Source organism: Pantoea sp. EKM103V (assembly GCF_011800365.1).
GTDB lineage: Bacteria > Pseudomonadota > Gammaproteobacteria > Enterobacterales > Enterobacteriaceae > Pantoea > Pantoea anthophila.
This window is the reverse complement of record NZ_JAALFQ010000005.1, coordinates 150,177-170,570: the sequence shown is the minus strand read 5'-3', so window position 1 is coordinate 170,570 and position 20,394 is coordinate 150,177. Positions and strand designations below refer to the sequence as shown.

Below are 20,394 nucleotides of genomic sequence, written 5' to 3'. Positions count from 1 at the left end.
TCTGAACTGAAACGCTTCAGCAAGGGGTTTTGTAACTAAAATTCTCGCAAAATCAATGAATCAGGCAATTATTGCGGCAGTGAGGAGTTTTCTATCCAGGCCTGATTGAATCGGGTCAGAGGCAGCGCTTCCGCGTAGAGGTAGCCCTGTCCGATATGAATGCCGCGCGCCAGCAGCCAGTCACGCTGCTCCGCGGTTTCCACGCCCTCGGCAATCACCTCAAGGTGGATAATCTCGGCGATAGCCGCCACGATGCAGACCATGGTGTCGTCATCCGGCAGCGCCGCCACAAAGCTGCGATCCATCTTCAGCTTGTTGACCGGCAACGCTTTCAGCTGATGCAGATAGTTGAGATTGGAGTAGCCCATGCCGAAATCATCCAGCGCCACCGCCACCCCGGCCTGCTGCAACAGTCGCAGCATCGCTATCGCCTGTTCTGCATCATCCAGATGCGCCGTTTCGGTCACTTCCAGCACAAAAGTGCCAGGGGCGATGCGGTGACGGGTCAGCAGAGACTGCAGATGGGAGACCACGCCCGTATCGCGCAACTGTACCGCAGAGATATTCACGCTCAGCGGCAGCATCATACCCTGCCGCTGCCAGCCAGCCAGAATGCGGCACGCCTCTTCAAACACCCAGCGTCCCACTGCGCTAATCACGCCTATCTCTTCGGCGCTGGCGATAAATTCTTCCGTCAGGCCGTAACTGCCATCCGGCTGGCGCATACGCAGCAGCGCTTCCGCGCCCGCCAGTGCCCCGGTGCGCATATCGACCTGCGGTTGCAGGTAGAGAGCAAACTGCTCATCGTGCAGACCCTGCAGAATGTCATGCTCCTGGGTCAGGCGTTTCTGTGCGCGCTCGGTCAGCGCGGCGTCAAAGAAGAGGATCTGATTTTTGCCCTGATGACGGGCCGACATCATCGCCGAGATCGCCCTGTCCAGCAGTTCACTTGCGCTCAGCGGCTGATCGTCGCGCAGCGCCAGACCGATGCTGACGTTAGGGCGCAGCTGCAGCTGGTGCAGGCTGACCGGCTGATTAAGGCGAATCATCAGATTGCGCGCCAGACGCAGGGCGCGGAACGGATTACTGGCGCGCTTCATCAGCAGGACAAAATCGCTGACGCCGGTCTGTGCCAGCAGGGTGTGGTCATCCAGCGTATGGCGGATCTTCTCCACCAGCGTCAGCATCAGCGTGTCGCGCTGCTCATCGCTGAGTATGCCGTTGGCTTCCTGCAGGGTTTCAATGCGGATCACCATCAGACCCAGCGACCGGTCAGGATTGCACATGAACTGTTCGACCAGCGCCAGGAACAGGGTGCGGTTGGGCAGGTCGGTGACCGGGAAGTGGGTGGTCAGCCGGCTCATCTCATCATGAATCGACTCCAGCACCTGCTGATTGCGGTTGTAGCTGCGCACCAGCATGCCGATTTCGTCATCATGATGGCTGTGCGGCAGGGAGAGTTTATGGGTCAGAATCGCCTGTGGCGGCAGCTCCTGCAGCTCGCGCGAGAGATGACGCAGCGGATGCACCACCAGCCGGTTGATGCACCAGCTGATCGCCACGGACAGGATCAGCGCCAGCAGCAGATAGGTGATGATCATGGTCGAGAGCGTGCTGAGGATAAACTGGTAGACGCGCGTTGAGTTCGCCTGCAGCACCAGATAGGCCAGCGGCTTTGGCATTCTGGTATTTTCTATCGAGTAGAGCGGCAGGGTAATCTGCACCGGCAGCTCAAACAGGCGGGCCACCAGACGCGGCACCGGTTTTTCCGTCTCAAAGTCAGCATGCAGCGCCTGAAACGCATTGGGCAGCACCACATCGGCGCGCGACAGGATACCGGCCGGTTTCAGAGAGTGAAGAATGTGTTCGGCCCGGGGGATATCGGCCCGCAGCACCGCTTCCGACAGCGGCTGACGAACGGTGTGGGCGATATTCTCCATCTGCTGGGCGTAGTCAATCCTGCGCTGCTGCACAAAATGAAACAGTTGGATGACGATAAAAATACTGATGGTGATAACCGCAACCAGCGAAACCGTCGCCATCTGCTTTATCGTAAGTGACCGGCTTACGCGCAAAAATTTCTCTCCTGACGATGAAAAAAGCCCAGATAGCAGACAGTACAATGCCAGCCAGTATATCCCATAAACTGACTTTTTTACCGTCTGAAAAGTCCGGCTTTTTCCCGGTCAGGATTATTTAAAATCCGCGTAAGGGGTCAGCGGCTGCGGCGGCATATCCAGGTCCCCTTCCCAGCCACCGGCAGCATAGCGCACATAAAGCAGACCATGACTCGGGGTGTAATCCTTCGCCTGCTGGATATCCACACCGGCACCGATAAACCAGTTCGACGTCAGCCGTCGCTCAATCACTGCCTGCAGCGTATAGCCGGTACCGCCGCCGGAACTGCTGGCAGAAGAGGGGTTACTGGCAAGGGTATAGCCCGGATTAACCGGATAGCGCTGCTGGGCATGGGTTTGTGAATGGGACCAGGAGACAGAGCCGCCCAGATCAAACGACCAGTTCTCTGTCCGCTGCCGCCAGGTGACCGGCACGGAAAAAGAGAGATACTGCTGCGGGCTGTAGTAGCCGCCCTGGCCGAAAGTGTAATCGCTGAGATCCTTCTGATAGTGCCAGAGCATGCTGTTCAGCCCGACGGTCGCCCGGCGGTTGTCGCTGTTGATGAGCTTATAGTAATAGCCGCCCATCAGGCGCTCGCGGCTGTTATCGGCGACATTTTTGCCGGTGATCTGATGCGCACTGATGTCGCCCCAGACGCCATGCGCGCCGCCCTGATCGTAACTCAGCCCGATGCTGCCGCCGGTGGCCACCACGCCGCCCCAGCTTTTGCCGCCGCTGGCTGCGGGATCGCGCGTCCCGGCATAGGAGAGCAGCGAACTGGCTATCGGCCTGCGTGAGGCCGTCAGTGTGACGCCGAGCTGTTTCACATCGGTTTTCCAGCTCAGGCCGCCGGTCCAGTTCGTGACTTCAAAACCCAGCGGCGTGGTACCGAGGTCAGCGGACCAGGTCGCGTTATGCCAGCCCGCGGCCAGCGCCGTCCCGCTATCGCGCTGGCGGTTGTCACGATTACAGCCGCCAGAATTGGCATCGTCGCAGCTGCCAAACAGGGCGTCGATGCTGCCGTTCCGGGTGGTAAAGGTGCCTGCGGAGACATCGACCCGATCAAGACGGAAAAAGCCCCGGCCATCGGCAAACGGATGTTCCGCCTGCAGCATGGTGGTGTGCGCCGTAAAATCGGAGATGCCGCCGGTGCCGCTGTTGCGTGAATAGTCCTGCTGCACCGTGAGCGTGGTCTGCTGCTGACGGTAGAGATCGGCCGTGTCGCTGCGCAGGCTGCGCTTCAGCCAGTCATCCTGGGGATCGTTGCGGGTTGCGCGGCTGATATTGCCACGGCTCGCGATGCCGCTGGCCGTCATCGCCTGACGATAGTCTGCCAGTGCCTGTTCAGGCTGCTGCCGCGCCCCTTCCAGCCGTGCCGCGTCACGATAGACCAGCGCTTTATCCTGCGAAGGGGGCAGCGAGGCGGCACGCTGTTTCAGATCGGTCAACAGCGCCGCGGCCCGCGTGGTTTCACCGACTGCCTGCCACGCCAGCGCCGCGCGGCGATCCGCATTCAGCGAGCTCTGCTGCGGCGGCAGCGTCTCCAGCGACTGACGGGCTTCGCCGTTGCGCTGCAGCGCCACCAGCCCCTCAATCCGTCCCAGCGCCGCATCGCGGTTGTCCGCCTGGCGCGACAGCACCTGCTGATACCCCTGCAGCGCCTGCTGCGCGTCCCCCCGCGCCAGCGCCCAGTCGGCCAGGGTCAGATCGCGGCGGCTGGAATCCGGCTGCTGCCGAAGCAGCGCGATTGCGGCAGGCTCATCGCCCGCCTCGCGCAGGGCATCGGCCTCGGCAAAGCGCTGATCCTGCGTCAGGCGGTCAGCCAGCTGACGCATATCGCTGCTCCATTGTGCTTCCGGCAGACGATGCAGCGTGGCGCTGGCCTCAGCAGCGTTATCGTTGCCCGAGAACCAGAGGGCGGCGGCGTAGAGCGCGGTGCTATCCTGCGGGTGCTGCTGCGCCACGCCGCGCATCACCGCCTCCGCCTGCTGCGCACGACCGCTGTTACGCAGCGCACCCGCCAGCCGGTAGCTGAGCCAGACGTCATCCGGCGTCAGCGCCAGTGCCTGGCGATAGCGATCGGTGGCCTGGGGCCAGCGCGCCTGCTGCGCCAGCGCATCGGCCTCCGCACGCAGGCTGTCGCTGCGCAGCGTGCGAATCGTGTCGGCCAGAGCGCGCTGCTGGTCGGCGGGCAGCGTATCGATAAACGCCATCTCGCGGGCGGGCGACACCGTCCGGTAAAGCCCTGCCAGCCGCCGCACCGCGGTGATATTGGTGCCATCCAGCCGGCGCGCTTTTTGCCAGAACCGTTCAGCGCCGGGCGCATCGTTGCGCGCCATCGCCACATCACCCAGACCAATCAGGGCGTAGCTGTCGCTGCTGTCATAGGTTTGCGCCGCGCGGTAGGCCTTTTCAGCCCCGTCGATATCGTGCTGCGCCAGCGCTTTATCACCCTGTTCAATCGCCAGCCAGTAACGACTGGTCTGCAGCAGCGACTGCCATTTGCCTATCAGCGTGCTCTGCTGACCCGCCTGAATCGCGCGCTCCAGCCAGCGAATGGCCACCTCACGATGGCCCGCGCGGGCCTGAATCTGCCCCATTGCGCCCATCAGTTCGGCATCCCCGGGATTGCTCTTCAGCGCCCGTTCAAGGGCGCGCATGGCGCTGTCATCGTTACCGGCATCGACCCGCGCCAGCGCCTGCATCCGGTCACGATAGGCGGGATCGGCCAGCTGGCTCTGCTGCTTCGATAACGCGTCCACACCCTGCTGATGAGGCTCGCCGTCGGTAAATACCGCCAGATAGGCCTTCAGCTGCGCCACGCTGCTGTCGCTGACCGGCTGGTCAGTGATCTGCTGCAGCCAGAGGTCGGCGGCGGCCTCACGCCCGCCGCCGCGCTCCGCCAGCCGCTTCAGCTGTGTAATTGCCTGCTCCGGCTGCTGACGCGCAAAGGCCATGCGGGCGATCTGTAATCCGACCCCGACGTTGCCAGGATAGCGCTGCTCCAGCACCTGAAGCTGCTGCCAGGCCAGATCCTCCTGGCCGGGAAGGCGCGCCACCAGCCGCCAGTACTCCAGGGCAATATTGGGATCGGGGAAGACGCCGTTAAACAGGGCATCGTAGGCGCTTTTCGCCTCCGCCAGTCGTCCTGAGGTGGCAAGCAGCCGCGCCTGCTGCAGTTGCTGCCGTCCGTCAGACGACATCATGCGCAGGCCGGCGGCAGATTCCCGCGCCGCTGCGGAATCGGGCGCCAGCCGGTTGAGCTGATCCAGCAGGGTCTGTGCGGTGGTGAGATCGCCCTGATGCAGCGCCAGTCGCAGACGCGCCGCCAGCACCTGGGGATTCTCCGGGTCAATCTTCTCCAGCCGGTAGAGCGACTGCTGCACCAGCTCATACTTGTTGGTCGATTCGCCGATGCGCACTTGGGTCAGCAGCCAGTCAACCGGTGAAACCTGCGGACCGGCGACAGGCGCAGCCTGCCCCGGCAGCGCACCCAGCAGGCCGATCAGCACACCTGCCCGCAGCAGAAGCGACTTATTCATCTTCATCATCAAGCAGACGGCGGCGCGAAATAAGGCGCATCAGACGCCAGACCAGCATGGCAAACAGCACCACGACACCCACCGAGCAGAGCGCCAGCCAGAAAGGATGGGTAGCCAGCGCGGCCCAGAGCCGCTCCCACCAGGGGAGGTGGCCCACATAGTAGGTCTCGCCGACACGCAGACTGTTCACACCCGACTCACGGACAATTGCCGTAGAGCCTGAGATGGCCGCACGTTTGCCGCTGTCAGCCAGCGCCTCATCGAGCAGCTGCCAGCTGCGCGGACTGCCATCGGCGAGCAGCGCAACCACACTGCGCTGATCGTAGAACGGCGACTGGAAACCAATCACGGTGGCCAGCGGACCCCGGGAGCCGATGGCGGTGGTGCTTTCTGCGCTGCGTTCCGCCTCGCTGAGGGTCTGAGCCGGCAGAGATGCCCGTCGCGCCGGGGTTTTCAGCCAGCTGGCGGTGGCGTCAACCAGCGCGCTGATCCGGCGGTCGTCCTGAAGATCTTTGGGGATGTCGCCGATCAGCAGCAGATCCGCGTCCTGCTTCTGCGCCGTGCGCCAGTCGTCGGTAAGCTGCACGCGCAGCGCCGGATACCCGGTCTGCGCGCCGATATTGCCCAGCGCATTCAGCAGGGTAGCGACCTGCTGCGCATCCGGATCCGGCTGAACCAGCACCAGCGTCTGGGAGAGATCGGCGTAGCGGCTGAACGGGAAGCCGGCATTCGCCCAGGTCTGCAGCGACGGCATTTCGATGTAGTGGCGATAACCGGAGAAGTCGATGCTGGAGTTGTCGTCCACCACCACATGATTGCTCACCGGGGTGACGGTTTCGCAGCGTCCGTCCGCCGTGCCCCCCATAAAGGTGGTGGCATAGTCGAAATCGAAACGCAGCTGATTCATTACGCCCAGACGGAGCGCCGGGATTTTCAGCTCATGACTCTTGTCTGTCGTTCCCTGCAGCAGGGGAAGGTGCAGCAGCTGCTGTCCGGCCGTGTTTTTCGGCTGCAGCGGGTAGTCCTGAATGAACTGATTGTTCAGGTTGACCGCCAGCCTGGAGCCGTCCGGCTGGGTGGGCGAGGTGTAACGATAGTTCAGATCCATATCGATACCGCGCGCCCGCACCAGGAAGAGATCGGGTGGCAGATTCAGCGTCAGGCTGATCGGATTAGGCTGCAGACCGTCAGACTGCAACTGATTTTCATATTGCGTCAGCTCGGCAAAAGTCGTGCGGCGATCGGTGCGTACCCAGTTTGGCGCATCATAAGGCTGGCGCGGGGCCAGCAGCGTGACGCGATCAATGGTGGAGGTATCGCCCCGCAGCAGTAACTCGCCCTGCGCAATGCCCTGCACGGCCGTCAGCAGGTCGTCATCGTTGCGGCCCAGAATCAGCAGCATTTTCGCATAGGGATTGTCAGGCTGACTGACGATCTCTACGGTCGGTTTGCTCACCGGTGGCAGATCTTTCAGGAATGCCGGGCGCGCATCATTGGTGGCAAACACCACCGCGTGCTGTTGCTGCGGCAGCTGATTGTAGAGGACCGGGAAGCGCTGGCCGCGCCAGGCGGCTTTGCTGCCAAACCAGGAGGCGAGGATGGCGGCAGCCCGCTGCTGCGCGACATCGGGCTGGGCGGCAAACACCATCGGCAGGGTCAGCGGCCGCGTGTCGCGCGCATCAAAGAAAGGCTCCGGGAAGTGTGACAGGTCATTTTTCAGCGGCAGCTTTTGCAGCGTCAGATCCAGGCTGCTGGCTTTACCGATATCGAGCCAGATGGTGCTGTTGGCCGGGTTTTCACAGATGTTGGCGTAGTGACCGACCAGCTCAAAGCGGACGCGGTTAAAATCGGCGATAAACCGGGGGTCCAGCGTCAGCTGCGTCTGATTCTCTTTGCCGATCTGCTCCGGCGTCAGGGTAATCAGGCTCACCAGTTCATCGTTGAGATAGATCTTCAGCTGCGACAGGGTCGGCAGCAGCGCAGGCGATGGCCGATAGCTGAGGTTCAGCATAGCACTCGTGACGACTTCGTCGCTGCGCACCCCAAACTCAATCTGCCCGGTGGTGCGCGTTCCGCGCAGCGTCATGCTGCCTGGCGGTGGTGCCAGCTTAGCAAAACTCAGCTGGCTGTTTCGTAGCGGCGCAGCCGACGGCTGCGGCACGGCCTGCTGCGCCGTTTCTCCGGCCGCGCTGACCGGTGCATTTTCCTCTGCTGCAGCGCAGCTTAACGTTGCGGAACCCAGCAACAGCGCAGCGACCCACCTGTTTATTCTCGTTGTCGTCATATCATCAACTCAATGCAGATTTTTTGAGGCGGGCACGCGTCCGATGCCTTGCGGCAAAAGCGAAGCCAGCCAGCTTACCCCAGCGGTAAGCAGGTTAAACAACCGACGTAACTGCGGCGGACCATATTCCGCCAGGCGCAGATAACCTTTGAAGCCGAGGATCATGATATCGGTGAGGCTCTGCACCGGTTTATCTTCCGGGAAACCGTCCTGCCACAACGCCCAGGTATCGGCACGGGCGAAGGTACACTGGATAAAATCGATGTGCTGCCGGGTGGTCAGGGACTCAAGACGAACGCCCGCCCGACGGCCAAAGACGCGCTGCACCGTGCAGGGGAAGCTGAACTCCTGCTGACCGCGACGCAGCAGCAGCCAGACCTTTTCATCCTCCCGCAACGCATCCGGCTCGCGCAGCTCCAGACCCACCCCGCCATCGGAGTAGTCCCGCAGCGTACAGGGCAGCATGTGGCCGTTTTCGCGCGCAATGGCGGCAGGCATCGCAATCTCCACGCGATGGGCCTCGCGGATCTGCCGGGCTTCAACCGAGACCGCTACCGCGCCCCCAAGAATCACCATGTTGTAGATGACCCACACCAGGCTGACCCACACCGTTAACACCTCGTTGGCCGGGCCGTGCTGCATGCGCCAGAACGCCATCCCTACCCCCGCCAGGTTAAGCAACACCAGCAGCATATAAGGCCGGGTGATGACCCAGTCCAGATGCCGCTTCTCAACCAGCCCGCCTTTGGCGGTGACGTTAAACTTGCCTTTGTGGGGATTGATCAGCGCAACGGTCGTGGGCAGGGCGATATACCACGCCAGCACCGTTTCGTAGACTTCACTCCAGAACGAGTGCCGCCAGCGCCCCTGAATACGCGAGTTGGTCAGGCTGGTGTGCAGCATGTGGGGCAGCACATAGACCGCGATCGCCAGCGCGGGCGCGTAGATGATGTAGGCGTGGCAGAGCAGAAACGCCAGCGGAGCCAGCAGGAAGATCAGCCGCGGAATGCCGGAGAGAAAGTGCAGCATGGCGTTGGCATAACAGAGTCGCTGTACCCACTTAAGCCCTTTACCGAACAGGGGGTTATCCAGACGGAAGATCTGCACCATGCCGCGTGCCCAGCGGATTCGCTGTCCGATATGCGCCGACAGGCTCTCGGTCGCCAGTCCGGCGGCCTGAGGAATACGGATATAGGCCGAGGTGTAACCCAGCCGGTGCAGGCGCAGCGAGGTATGCGCATCTTCCGTTACGGTTTCGACCGCGATGCCGCCAATCTCCTCCAGCGCGGTGCGGCGCAGAATGGCGCAGGAGCCGCAGAAGAAGGTCGCATCCCAGGTATCGTTGCCATCCTGAACCAGGCCGTAAAAGAGTGATCCCTCATTCGGCGTGCGGCGAAAACGGCCCAGATTGCGCTCAAACGGATCGGGCGAAAAGAAGTGGTGCGGCGTCTGCAGCATGGCCAGCCGGGGATCTTTGATAAACCAGCCCATGGTCATCTGCAAAAAGGCGCGCGTCGGCACATGGTCGCAGTCAAAGATCGACACGAAGTCGCTGCGGCAGTGCTTTTTCAGCGCATGGTTGATGTTGCCCGCTTTGGCGTGTTCATTCGAGGGACGCACCACATAGTTAACGCCAATGCTGGCGGCGAACGCGCGAAACTCGGGCCGGTTGCCATCGTCCAGCAGATAGATGTTAAGCCGATCTTTCGGCCAGTCGATACCCAGCGCGGCGTAAAGCGTCGGCCTGACCACGCTCAGCGGTTCGTTATAGGTCGGAACCAGCAGATCCACCGACGGCCACAGCGCACGATCGGCAGGCATCGAAACCGGCTGACGGTTGAGCGGCCATAGCGTCTGGAAATAGCCCAGCACCAGCACCACCCAGGCATAGGTTTCGGCGGCGATCAGCAGCAGACCCAGCACCAGGCTGAGCGGGTCATCCCAGTTGAGTGTCGAGGTGTAACGCCACCAGAGATAGCGGCAGGATACGGTCAGCGACAGGACGATCAGCATCATGGTCGGTAAGCGGCCCGGCACGCGCCGCACCACCATCGCCAGACTCCAGAGCAGCAGCACAAAGATAAACTGCGTCAGCAGGTCAAAGGGCTGGCTGATACAGAGCAGCGCCAGTACCGACGCGATCACGCCCATCCCGGCCAGGAGAGCGTAACGCAGCAGGGGCGGCAGTCTCTTCAGCCGTTTTTCCGCCCGCGCGCCCAGCCCCTGCGCCTCTGCCTGCCTGCCACGCCTGTCGAGCCAGCGATAGACCCGCTGCCGCCAGCCAGCCAGCGTGGCGAAGCCGTTCACGCGGCGGCGGCCATCACCCGGCAGGATAAACACCAGCCAGAGCGTCTGGATCAGATAGCGCACAGGATCAAGCGGCTGCGGGCGTTCGGGCGAAATATGCGGATAGAGGCGGCGGCGCTGCTGAATAATCTGCTGCCAGCCCGGTGCCTCCAGCCGCAACAGCGTCACGGCCAGCCCGCACCAGAAGAGATGCAGCGCGCTGGCGAAGCGGGATGCTCCGTTGTTCCGGGCGGTGCTGTAGCGACGCTGCAACGCCAGCCAGGCGGGTCGGGTCAGCAGCCAGCGCAGCGGGTTCATACGCGATCGCCTTTCAGATGAAGCAGCAGCCAGTTCGCCAGGGTGGTGAGCTCTTCGCTGACCAGCGCGTGGGGCCGGTATTCTCCGACCGGCTGCTTCATCATCAGCGCTTCTGACAGCGCTTCATCACGGTGGATCAGCAGCGGGATCAGCGGATTCAGCGACGCCATCCAGAGCTGATGCAGATCCTGCTGCAGGCGGCTGTTGGCGTTGAACTGGTTGATCAGAAAACGGGTCGCCGCAGGAAAGCGTTGCTGACTCAGGCGCAAATGGCAGTTCGCATCGGGCGTAATGATGCCGAGCAGGCCATCCAGCTGCGCATAGAGCGCCGCATGCCACGGCGCGCTTTCGGCGGGCAGATCAAAAATTATCCAGCCGTAGCGCGCCCGCAGCGCCGGTAGCGCCGCCAGCAGCGGGGCAGCAGTCGTGCTGTCCTGAACCGCAGCGGAGGCGGAAGCGGAGAGCTGACCATAGGGGAGCAGATCCGGCCCCTGCGGATAGCGCCGGGCGCTCTGCAGCCAGTCGCCGCCGTGACACAGCGCCTGCATCCAGCCCTGCTCCGCCTGCACCGGCAGATTAAAATGCATGCCGAGCTGGCTGACCGGCGAGCCATCAATCAGCAGAACCTGTTCACCCAGTGCCGACAGCGCCCAGCCGAGGCCCGCGCAGAGAGAGGAGGTGCCGACACCGCCCCGGATGCCCTGAAGTGCCATCAGCGCCATCAGCGATGCGGCTCCGGCTGTGCGGCAACGGTTTCGGTTAATAATGGCCAGCGCGATACGATCTCTGCCAGCCGTTCTTCGCGGGCAATATCGATATAACGGAACGCGTGCAGAGAAAAGGCGTCACGCAGTGCGCTGATATCATCATGAGGTCCACCCTCAACGGCGACCGGCGTATAAACATTCGGGTTTGTCATTATTTTTCGCCACGAACAAACAGTGTCGGATTGAGGACAGCGGCCTCTTCGCCTTTTTTCTGAAAAGGGGTTTCCAGAATAAGGACGCTATCAGAAAAGCATAATTGGCCTGTCGCAGTAATTTTTAATTCGTCAGGTTACAACCTGTACTGACTATAATAAACTAGCCTGGGCTGGAACAATATCGAATTCAATATGAAAAATTCTTTTTCACTGGGGCTGCGACAGGTTCAGCCTGAAGTCATAACGTTGCAAAATCCCGGTTTTTATTGGGTCACCTGCGCACGCCAGCAGGATATGCGTGCCTTTATTCGACAGGTTATTTCTCAACAGCATGCCGCCACGCTCATCAGCGCCGGGCTGCCGCCCCGCGAGCTGCTGACGCCCGACCTGACGGGCGGCCCCGACCGTATCCCGCTCTTTTCTCTGCCGGCAAATAAAAAAAGTCTGCTGCAGCTGGAAAGGGATTTATCCCGCACGCTCAGTCATAAAAGTGGGCTGGTGATCTTCAGCAGCAGTACGGCGCAGTGGGATAAATTAAACGAAGCGGAGTTGCGTGACTGGATAACACGCATGCGCAGAATGTTGCGCAAACGAAATATTACATTTCTCATCGTCACTACCGGTATTACTCTTTTTAATCAGACCAGCACGCTTCAGCGTTATTATCGCCAGATAGACGGACTGGCTTATTTAACCGTTGAGCAGGATAGCTGGCTGTATCAAATAAGCTGGTGGTATACCGGCGAAAGACTGTTTGCCGATCGCACGCTTCGTCTTGGCTATGAAGATGCGCATTTCTTTGCGTTAAAAGAAACGCAGGAACCGCTGAGCCTGAATGACGAGCAACACTATCTGGCCGATAAAAGCGTGCTTGAAGGCGCGCCGCCGCTTTCCCGCCAGTGGCAGCTGTTTGATGATAATCAGCAGGTCTGGTTGCAGGCGCAGCAGGCCCATGCGGCCACCGTGATCTTCAGCCTGAATCACAGTGAACAGATCGGTGAACTGGCAAAAATGGTGCACAGCCTGCGCCGCGCGCGCGGCAACGGGCTGAAAATTGTGGTGCGTGAGATGGGCGTCAGCCTGCGTTACAGCGATGAGCGCCTGCTGCAGGCCTGCGGCGTGAACACCATTGTGCCCACCACGGCGGCGATGTCGCGCTTTCTCACCATGCTCGAAGGGATTCAGGGGCAGCGGTTCAGTCGTCGCGTGCCCGCCAGCCTGGATGCGCTGATCGCCTCCCTGCAGCCGCTGCATGAAAAGGGCTATCTGCGCCTGGATGCGTTCTGTGAGGCGGTCAGCCAGTTAATCAGCAACACCCTGCTGCCGGAAAATGACAAAGGCCTGCTGGTCGCCCTGCGCCCGGTGCCGCAGCTCACCCCTCAGCAGGTTCTGACGCTCTGCAAACCGCGCCGCTTTGGCGATCTGGTCACGGTGCTGGAGGATCGGGTGATTCTGTTCCTCTCCTCCTGCCGCTACAACGACCTGGATAAAGCGCTGAAATTTATCTTTTCACTGCCGCACGATGAGCTGTTTGCCAACCGGATTATCTGGTTTGAGGACAACCAGATCCTCGCCGAGATCGGCAACATTAAAAAAATGACGCCGATGGCGCTGCAGGTGCTGACGCCGGTTTCCGATTCGGTGCGCACCGCGGAGACCCCGCCAGTGGCCGCGCCGGAGCGCCCGGTTCCGCAGCCCATTACATTACTGCCGGAGAGAGAGTCCTGATGAACCTGATGGATTGGGTGCAGATTGCGCTGCTGCTGCTGTTCATTCTGCTGATCGCCAGACCCGTGTGGCAGCAGTGGCTGCCGCGCCGCTGGAACGGTCTGCTGAATCGCCTGTTACCTGCACGTGCGCTGAAGTCTGAGGGGCACTGGCAGCGTCAATCTTCAAAAACGGATGCCAACATTAATGAAAAATGATCAACCCGCTGCGGCCCACGCTTCACGTTTGTGGTCCTGCTGGCGCGGCCTGGGCGGCTGGAATTTCTATTTCTTAGTGAAGTTTGCCCTGCTGTGGTACGGCTATCTTAATTTTCACGCCCTGAGCAATCTGGTGTTTCTCGCCTGGCTCCTCTTTCCGTTGCCGTCGCTGCGCCTGCATCGCCTCCGTCACTGGATCTCCCTCCCCATCGGGATCGGGCTGTTCTGGCATGACACCTGGCTGCCCGGACTCAGCAGCCTGCTCAGCCAGGGCGACCAGCTGGCGGGCTTCTCCGCCGCTTACCTGCTCGATCTGGCTGACCGCTTTATTAACTGGCAGATGTTAGGTGCGCTGTTTGTGCTGCTGGTGATCTACCTGTTTATTTCGCCCTGGATCCGCATCACCGTGCTGGTGTCGCTGATGATGATCTGGCTCAACGTGCTGACTATCGCCGGCCCGGCGATGTCGCTGCTGCCCACGCGCGCCGCCACGCCGCAGGTGGTTCTGAACCAGACGCCCGCCGCCGCCAGCCAGCCCGCGGCGGCACCGGAGGGACTCGATCAGTCGGCTGCCCCCACCAGCGCCAGCCTGACCGCCTGGCTCAGCCGCTTTTATGAGAGTGAACGCAAGCGCGTCACCCACTTCCCTGACAGTCTGCCAGCCGATTCGCAGCCGTTCGACATTCTGGTGATCAATATCTGTTCGCTCGCCTGGTCTGATATGGATGCATCCCAGCTGCGTAATCATCCGCTGTGGCAGCACTTCGACATCATGCTGACCAACTTCAACTCGGCCACCAGCTACAGCGGCCCGGCAGGGATTCGCCTGCTGCGTGCCAGCTGCGGTCAGACCTCGCACAGTGACCTCTACAAGCCCACCGATTCACGCTGCTATCTGTTCGATAATCTGGCGAAACTGGGCTTTAAAGAGCAGCTGATGATGGATCATACCGGTGTGTTCGGTAACTATCTCAAGGAGTTACGCGAGTCAGGCGATATTCAGGCTCCGCTGATGTCCCAGGCGGGTATTGCGCCGGAACTGACCTCGTTCGACGGCTCGCCGGTGCTTAACGATGCCCAGGTGATGCAGCGCTGGCTGGATGACCGCAGCAAGAGCAGCGATGCGCGCAGCGCCACCTTCTACAATCTGATCCCGCTGCACGACGGCACGCGCGACCTGGGCAGCACGAAAACGGCCCCGTGGAAGCCGCGCGCTCAGCTGCTGTTTGACCAGATCGACGCCTTCCTGACGCAGCTGGAGAAATCGGGCCGCCGGGTGATGGTTCTGGTGGTGCCGGAGCATGGTGCCGCGCTGCAGGGCGATAAAATGCAGATGTCCGGCCTGCGCGATATCCCCAGCCCCGACATCACGCACGTGCCGGTGGGAATTAAGTTTGTCGGCATGAAGGCTCCGCATCAGGGACAGCCCCTGAATATCGATGCGCCAACCAGCCTGCTGGCTGTCTCAGAGCTTGTCTCGCGCGTGGTCGATGGTCAGGTGTTTAATGCGCCGAATGTGAACATGTCGGTGCTGACGGACAAGCTGCCTCAGACGCCTGTCGTGTCGGAGAATGATGGTGCGGTGGTGATGATGTATCAGGGCAAACCCTGGATCCGGCTTAACGGCGGCGACTGGGTCGCCTACCCGCAGTAGCGCAGCGATGAAGGGGTTCAGGCGCGTCGGCGCGCCTGAACCGGAGTGAACCCGCTGCTATCCGCAACAGGGCGCTGAGCAATCAGCGCTTCTCCTGAAAAGCCTGCCAGGTCAGTAACTGCAGGCTGGCCGAAAAGTAGTTCTGATCCGCCGCCAGCGTATCGCTCAGATAGCCCGTCTCATTCAGCGTCAGGTCACGAACTGCCAGCAGTCCGCCCTCAAGATGGTAAGGGGCCGGGGTATTCGCCAGCACGTCAAACCAGGCTGGCGTCAGCATCCGGCTGTAACCCTGCCAGACGCGCTGAAACGGCACCAGCGCCAGACTGTGCGGGTCATACCACCAGATGTTCAGCGGCACGCGAATAGCGTCGTAGCTGAAGCGGCTGGAATAGCCGACTGCCGGGGCAACCGATCCGTCAGCATTCAGCGCCACCCAGTCCAGCGGCAGGCCGGTTTTCCCAAAGCTCAGCTTACCCAGCAGATCGAAACCGTCATTGATCAGCTTATCCCAGACCTGGAGATGGCTGCGCTCGCCAAACTCATGCCAGGCCTGAAACAGGAAGTAGGAGGGATTCAGCACCACAAAGCTGCCTTTGTTAAAGCCCTGCGCCCCGGGCAACAGCACGGTGTGCCCGCCAAAATTCGCCACGTCCAGCCGGATGATGGCACGCTGGATACGGTCAGAGGCCTGCTGATAGCTCTCTGCCTGCCACTTCTGCGCGGCACGCTGTAGCGCCCAGGCGAGCAACACATCACCATCCGAGGCGTTGTTTTTGTCGGCAACCGGGTTGTCACTGCCCGGCACATAGCGCCAGTAGAACAGCTCGGTCTGCGGATTACGCAGCTGGGTGCGTGTCCACTGCCACAGCCGATCAAAGGTGGCGCGGTCATCGTTAGCGACCGCCAGCAACATGCCATACCCCTGACCTTCGGTGTGACTGACATTGTTATTGGCGGTGTCGATGATCCGCCCTTCAGGGGTAACAAAACGGCTTTTAAAAGTGTCCCAGCCGCTGGCACTGGCCTGCGCGCTGCAGGCCAGCAGTAACACTGAGCAGATCCAGCCCAGCCAGAATGGCTTACGTTTCATAATTGATCCTATTGATATCGATAGTACAGCGTACTGCCTTCACTGCGTTCAGCCGTCACCGGCACCCGGTTGCTGCCGCCCTGCCCCTGCAGCCAGCCCGAAAAAAGACCGGCCAGCACCGCACCAAACGCCGACTGCCACTCAGCCGGTGAAAGGATGTTGTCGCCTGCCGGTATAGCGTGACAGGTAATCCGCAGCGCCGCCTCTTCCGGCTGAAGCTGCACAAACCCCCAGTTAAAGCGCGCCAGCTGCAGATTACACTCGCGCTCCAGATCCTGCACGGTGCGTGCCGCTGGCAACGGATAGCGGGTCGCCAGCGACTCCCCCATGCGGTAGAGGAAGGCTTCCGCCTCCTGCTGACCGGCGTTGGCGATCATCCCCTCAATCAGCACGCTGACCAGGTCAAACCAGCCCGGCTGCCAGGGATGCGAACCGCCCGAATGCTCACTCATTACTTCTCTCCGAACAGATAGCGGACATAGAGCTGCGCGCTGCTTTCGTTGTAGTCACCAAAGGTGTCATAGCCCAGCTGGCCGCCAATCGTCACATCTTTATTGAGTTTATAGTCAGCCCCCGCGTGCAGGTTATAGCCGACGCCGTTTTTACTGCCACCCGAGTAGTACGCCTCTTTCACGCTGCCACCGGCGGCAAGCGCCTCCAGCTGCGACTGCAGCCGGGCATCGGCCGGGAAGTACGCACTCTTATCCTGGCTGTAGCTCTGATAACCGGCGGAACCGCCGATGTTCACTTTCAGATCGTTAAACCGGCGTGAGAACTCCACCGGGAAAGAGACCGCCGCGTAGTTCTGCGGGCTGAAGTAGCCGCCCTGCCCGTAGCTGAAATAGCTGAGGTTTTTCGAGAAGTCCATCCACGACAGGCTCATCCCCACTTTCAGCTCGCGGTCGTCGCTGTGGAACGGACGAACATAAGCGCCTGCCGTCGCCTGCAGACTGTTGTTGCTGGCAACATTTTCGCCCAGATAGCTGTAAGCGCCTGCCCCGGCATAGAAGCCCGCATCGCCATTGTCATAGCTTAACAGGGCGTTAGCCCCGTTCTTCGTGACGCGGCCCCAGCGTTTGCCGCTGCTCTTATCCTCTGCGCCCACGTATGAGAGCAGGCTGTCGGTAATGGCGCGGCGCTCGCCGGTCAGGATCAGCGTCAGGAAGTCGGTCAGCTTCGGTGACCACTGAACGCCGCCCACCAGGGTACTGAGATCCTGCCCCAGCGGCGTACTGCCGAGATCGACCTTGTAACGGTCGCCCTTCAGCGCCAGATTCAGCTCCACGCCCGACGCCGTTTGCGAATCGGTGGTGGCGTTCGGCAGATCATTGACCGTAGCACCGCCTGCGGCGACCACATTGCCCTGGCTCAGCGCATTGGTGCCGAAACGACGCCACGCATCGGCCGCGCCGCTGCCCGCCGTGAGCGAGACCGGCGTGGCGGTAAAGTCAAAGCGCGCCTTTTCAAACGGCACGGTAGAGAACGTCAGCGGCGCTTTGGCTTCGGTGAGTTTGCTCAGGCCTGACTCGCCATCACGCCCGCGCACCTGCACCATACCCTGACTCCAGGTGCCGGTTTTCTCCTGCAGCGAATCCATCATGGTGTCGATCTCGTGCAGCGTCTGCGCCTGTCGGGACGCGGTTTCGCTGCCCGCAGCCGGTTCGCCCTGTGCCGTCACCCCGGCAGGCGCTGCCTGCCACGGCAGCACGGTGCCGTAGCTGGACGCGGTGTGTCCTACCGGCGAAGTGTGGCGATTGATAAAGGGGTTATCCGCCAGCGCCAGCCCGCCTATCGTCGGCACGCTGCCGGGCTGCGCACCCTGCAGGCCGATCAGCTGACCACGCGCGGAACGCAGATAGCCCATCGCCTGCGTATGGTCGCCATTGGCTTCCGCGACGCGCGCCAGCAGCAACAGGCGATCGGCCGACGGCGCGGTGCGGTTAAGGCCGCGACTCAGCGCACTGGCGCGCTGCACATCGTTCTGCGCCAGCGCCACGTTGATGGCCCCGACACGGGCATCCTGAGTCGGAGTATCCTGGGTCATCAGGTAGTCATACACCACACCGGCATCCCGGTTCATCTTACCGTCCTGGTAAAGACGGGCCATCGCGAACATCAGATCGCGGTTCTGTGGATCCTGCTGCAGGGCACCAATCAGCTTGTCATAGGCCACCGCATACTGCCGCTGCTGCCGCAGGCGATCCACTTCATTAATCAGATAGCCATTGCGAATGCCGGCCAGCTGGGTCGGGGTACTGCGCGCCTGCAGCTCAGGGTTACTGAGAAAGCGCTGTGCCTCGCTGCCGAGGCCCGCCTGATTCAGCACCGCCATCTGCGCCGCATAGTCGCCCGCATTCCCCTGCACGCCGCGCTGCAGGTTCGCCCGCACCAGCGAGACGGCGCTGGGGAGATCGCCCGCCTGTGCCAGCTTCTGCGCCAGGTTACCGGCATCAACCGGATTCGCGGGCGGATTGACCGTGAGCGCTTTCAGGGTATTGGCAGCGGCGGCCGTGGCCCCCTGCGCCAGATAGCGATCGGCGGTGCTCATCTGCAGGTTGAAATTGACCCGCTGCGCCAGTTCACGCATCGCTGCGGTCTGTGCGCTGGCGGGAATGCGTGACAGCAAGGTGCTGGCCTGCTGCCAGCCGCCGCTTTCGCTGGCGTTGAGTGCGCCAGCATACAGCTCGCTGCTGCTGGCACCGCTGCGCATGACCGGCTGCATCACGTTAGCGGCCAGCAGCGTATCCCCCTGCTGGCGGTAGAGCCGGGCCAGATCGAGCCGCAGCCACCCCTCCGTGGGATAGCGCTGAATAGCCTGTTGCAGCGTCGCCATCGCCGCGGCGCTGTTACCGGCGGCCAGCTGACGCTTCGCCTGCTGGCGCAGCGCATCGGCTTCATTCGCCCGCGGTGCGACGCTCTGGCGTACGCTCTCCGGCAGGGAGCCCAGCAGACTGCCAGCTTCAGCCGTGCGATTCTGCTGGCGCAGCACGTAGAACAGCCCCTCTTTGGCGCTGCGGTTATCCGCATCGCTTTGCAGGATTTCGCGGTAGATCTGCTCTGCCTGAACGGGCTGATTCGTGCGGCGCAGCACGTCGGCGCGGAACAGCCTGGCGGCCAGCCCTTTTTCGCCCTGCGCCTGCATCAGCGGTTCGCTTAATGTCAGCGCCTGTGCGCTGTCGCCGTTTTTCAGCGCCTGCTGCGCGCTGGCCAGCTGCGCATAGAAGCGGGCATCCTCCGCCTGCTGCTGACGCGACGCACTCTGATCGCCGCCAAGCTGCGCCGCCCGCTGCAGATAATCGGCCGCTTCCTGATAACGTCCGTCACGCTGGGCCACGTAGCCCATGCCCGCCAGCGCATCCGCATCCTGAGGATTGGCACCCAGCACTTTCTCAAAGCTGGCCTGCGCCCCGCCGACATCCCCGCTGTTGAGCGCGCTGAAGCCCGCCCCTTTTTCTGCGCCACCCACGTTCTTACGGTAGTAGTCCATGACCGCTGTGTCCTGCGGATGACGCTGCTGCCAGGTCTGATAACGCGCCGCATCGGCGGGCTGCGGGCCGAGCCACAGCAGCGCCTGACGCAGTGAACGGTCAGCATCCTGATTGCCGCTCGCCAGCGCGCTCAGCACCTCAATGCCTTCACGGCGGGTCGACTCCTGATAGGTCAGCGCTTTTCCCAGCGCCAGCTGCGCACCCGTGTCCTGCGGATGCTGCGCCGCAAACTGCCGCAGCGCCTCGACGGCCTGCGGCAGCAGCGTGCGGTCGCCGGCCATAGTGAGATAATATTCCGCCGCCACGCTGGCGGGCGGCTCATTGCCGCTGAAGGTGTTGCGCCAGGTCTGTAACGCCGCCGGTATATTGCCGCTGCGCGCCTGCTGACGCGCCAGCGAAAGCTGCGCCTGCGGAATGGTCTGCATCTGGCGCGCATTATCCAGCTCGCTCAGATGGGGATCGCCAGGGGCAACCTGACTCAGGCGGGCGCGATACTGCGCCGCCGCCGCCGTATCGCCGCCCTGCTGGGAATAGAGCGCCAGCAGGTAGAGCGCCTGGGTGTTGCCGGGTTCCACCATCAGCACCTTCTGCAGCGAAGCCTTCGCCAGATCGTCATGCGCCTTCTGGTGCCAGTAAGAAGCCTGGTCGAACAGCGCCTGCAACGCCGGGTTGCTGCTTTCCGCCGCCAGCAGCGGCGAAGAGAAGATCAGCGTGCTGCCCAGCAGCAGCGCATGGCGGATTCCGGCACTTATCAGAGTCGTGTTCAT

At 61.9% G+C, this 20,394-nt stretch carries 12 protein-coding genes; 3 read left to right on the top strand and 9 right to left on the bottom strand.

From position 1 onward, the window contains the following. Positions 1-68: 68 nt before the first annotated feature. From hmsP to bcsR, 6 genes are all read right to left on the bottom strand, one after another. Positions 69-2,075: a biofilm formation regulator HmsP gene (gene hmsP / locus HFD97_RS13025; protein ID WP_033736127.1), complete on the bottom strand. Its 2,007-nt coding sequence runs from the start codon at positions 2,073-2,075 to the stop codon at positions 69-71. Between the two features lie 117 nt (positions 2,076-2,192). Beyond that, on the bottom strand, positions 2,193-5,660 hold the full coding sequence (gene bcsC / locus HFD97_RS13020; RefSeq protein WP_167432028.1) for a cellulose synthase complex outer membrane protein BcsC: 3,468 nt from the start codon (positions 5,658-5,660) through the stop codon (positions 2,193-2,195). After that, positions 5,653-7,944 (bottom strand): cellulose biosynthesis cyclic di-GMP-binding regulatory protein BcsB, encoded by a 2,292-nt coding sequence (gene bcsB / locus HFD97_RS13015; protein WP_167432029.1) that lies wholly within the window; start codon positions 7,942-7,944, stop codon positions 5,653-5,655. The genes bcsC and bcsB overlap by 8 nt, the downstream gene beginning before the upstream one ends. Positions 7,945-7,953: 9 nt before the next feature. Beyond that, the gene (gene bcsA, locus HFD97_RS13010; protein WP_009088393.1) at positions 7,954-10,548 is read right to left on the bottom strand and encodes a UDP-forming cellulose synthase catalytic subunit; all 2,595 of its coding nucleotides are present in this window, start codon (positions 10,546-10,548) and stop codon (positions 7,954-7,956) included. Then, entirely contained in the window at positions 10,545-11,270 is a 726-nt protein-coding gene (gene bcsQ, locus HFD97_RS13005; protein ID WP_167432030.1) for a cellulose biosynthesis protein BcsQ, read from the bottom strand. Before bcsQ ends, bcsA begins: the two co-directional genes overlap by 4 nt. Further along, complete coding sequence (gene bcsR / locus HFD97_RS13000; protein WP_150029915.1) at positions 11,270-11,467, bottom strand: cellulose biosynthesis protein BcsR; 198 nt, start codon at positions 11,465-11,467, stop codon at positions 11,270-11,272. The genes bcsQ and bcsR overlap by 1 nt, the downstream gene beginning before the upstream one ends. Positions 11,468-11,662: 195 nt before the next feature. On the opposite strand from bcsR, the gene bcsE reads away from it, so the two are divergent. The 3 genes from bcsE to bcsG are packed head-to-tail and all read left to right on the top strand — an operon-like array spanning position 11,663 to position 15,049. Further along, the gene (bcsE, locus tag HFD97_RS12995) at positions 11,663-13,198 is read left to right on the top strand and encodes a cellulose biosynthesis protein BcsE (protein ID WP_167432031.1); all 1,536 of its coding nucleotides are present in this window, start codon (positions 11,663-11,665) and stop codon (positions 13,196-13,198) included. Further along, positions 13,198-13,395, top strand: a complete 198-nt coding sequence (locus tag HFD97_RS12990) for a cellulose biosynthesis protein BcsF (protein WP_009088386.1) — start codon at positions 13,198-13,200, stop codon at positions 13,393-13,395. The genes bcsE and HFD97_RS12990 overlap by 1 nt, the downstream gene beginning before the upstream one ends. Further along, positions 13,385-15,049: a cellulose biosynthesis protein BcsG gene (bcsG, locus tag HFD97_RS12985; RefSeq protein WP_058958314.1), complete on the top strand. Its 1,665-nt coding sequence runs from the start codon at positions 13,385-13,387 to the stop codon at positions 15,047-15,049. Before HFD97_RS12990 ends, bcsG begins: the two co-directional genes overlap by 11 nt. An 82-nt stretch (positions 15,050-15,131) precedes the next feature. On the opposite strand, the gene HFD97_RS12980 is transcribed toward bcsG, so the two are convergent. The 3 genes from HFD97_RS12980 to HFD97_RS12970 are packed head-to-tail and all read right to left on the bottom strand — an operon-like array spanning position 15,132 to position 20,394. After that, positions 15,132-16,139 (bottom strand): glycosyl hydrolase family 8, encoded by a 1,008-nt coding sequence (locus HFD97_RS12980; RefSeq protein WP_009088382.1) that lies wholly within the window; start codon positions 16,137-16,139, stop codon positions 15,132-15,134. An 8-nt stretch (positions 16,140-16,147) separates the two neighbouring features. Beyond that, a complete protein-coding gene (gene bcsD, locus HFD97_RS12975; RefSeq protein ID WP_009088381.1) occupies positions 16,148-16,591 on the bottom strand; it encodes a cellulose biosynthesis protein BcsD in 444 nt (147 codons plus the stop codon). After that, positions 16,591-20,394 (bottom strand): cellulose biosynthesis protein BcsC, encoded by a 3,804-nt coding sequence (locus HFD97_RS12970; RefSeq protein WP_167432032.1) that lies wholly within the window; start codon positions 20,392-20,394, stop codon positions 16,591-16,593. Before HFD97_RS12970 ends, bcsD begins: the two co-directional genes overlap by 1 nt.

What these genes read in the sequence shown, in the direction of transcription:
- bcsE (WP_167432031.1), top strand. Translation starts at nt 11,663, where the DNA reads ATGAAAAATTCTTTTTCACTGGGGCTGCGACAGGTTCAGCCTGAAGTC.
- bcsA (WP_009088393.1), bottom strand. Translation starts at nt 10,548, where the DNA reads ATGAACCCGCTGCGCTGGCTGCTGACCCGACCCGCCTGGCTGGCGTTG.
- HFD97_RS12970 (WP_167432032.1), bottom strand. Translation starts at nt 20,394, where the DNA reads ATGAACACGACTCTGATAAGTGCCGGAATCCGCCATGCGCTGCTGCTG.
- bcsR (WP_150029915.1), bottom strand. Translation starts at nt 11,467, where the DNA reads ATGACAAACCCGAATGTTTATACGCCGGTCGCCGTTGAGGGTGGACCT.
- bcsC (WP_167432028.1), bottom strand. Translation starts at nt 5,660, where the DNA reads ATGAATAAGTCGCTTCTGCTGCGGGCAGGTGTGCTGATCGGCCTGCTG.
- HFD97_RS12980 (WP_009088382.1), bottom strand. Translation starts at nt 16,139, where the DNA reads ATGAAACGTAAGCCATTCTGGCTGGGCTGGATCTGCTCAGTGTTACTG.
- bcsB (WP_167432029.1), bottom strand. Translation starts at nt 7,944, where the DNA reads ATGACGACAACGAGAATAAACAGGTGGGTCGCTGCGCTGTTGCTGGGT.
- HFD97_RS12990 (WP_009088386.1), top strand. Translation starts at nt 13,198, where the DNA reads ATGAACCTGATGGATTGGGTGCAGATTGCGCTGCTGCTGCTGTTCATT.
- bcsG (WP_058958314.1), top strand. Translation starts at nt 13,385, where the DNA reads ATGAAAAATGATCAACCCGCTGCGGCCCACGCTTCACGTTTGTGGTCC.
- bcsQ (WP_167432030.1), bottom strand. Translation starts at nt 11,270, where the DNA reads ATGGCGCTGATGGCACTTCAGGGCATCCGGGGCGGTGTCGGCACCTCC.
- bcsD (WP_009088381.1), bottom strand. Translation starts at nt 16,591, where the DNA reads ATGAGTGAGCATTCGGGCGGTTCGCATCCCTGGCAGCCGGGCTGGTTT.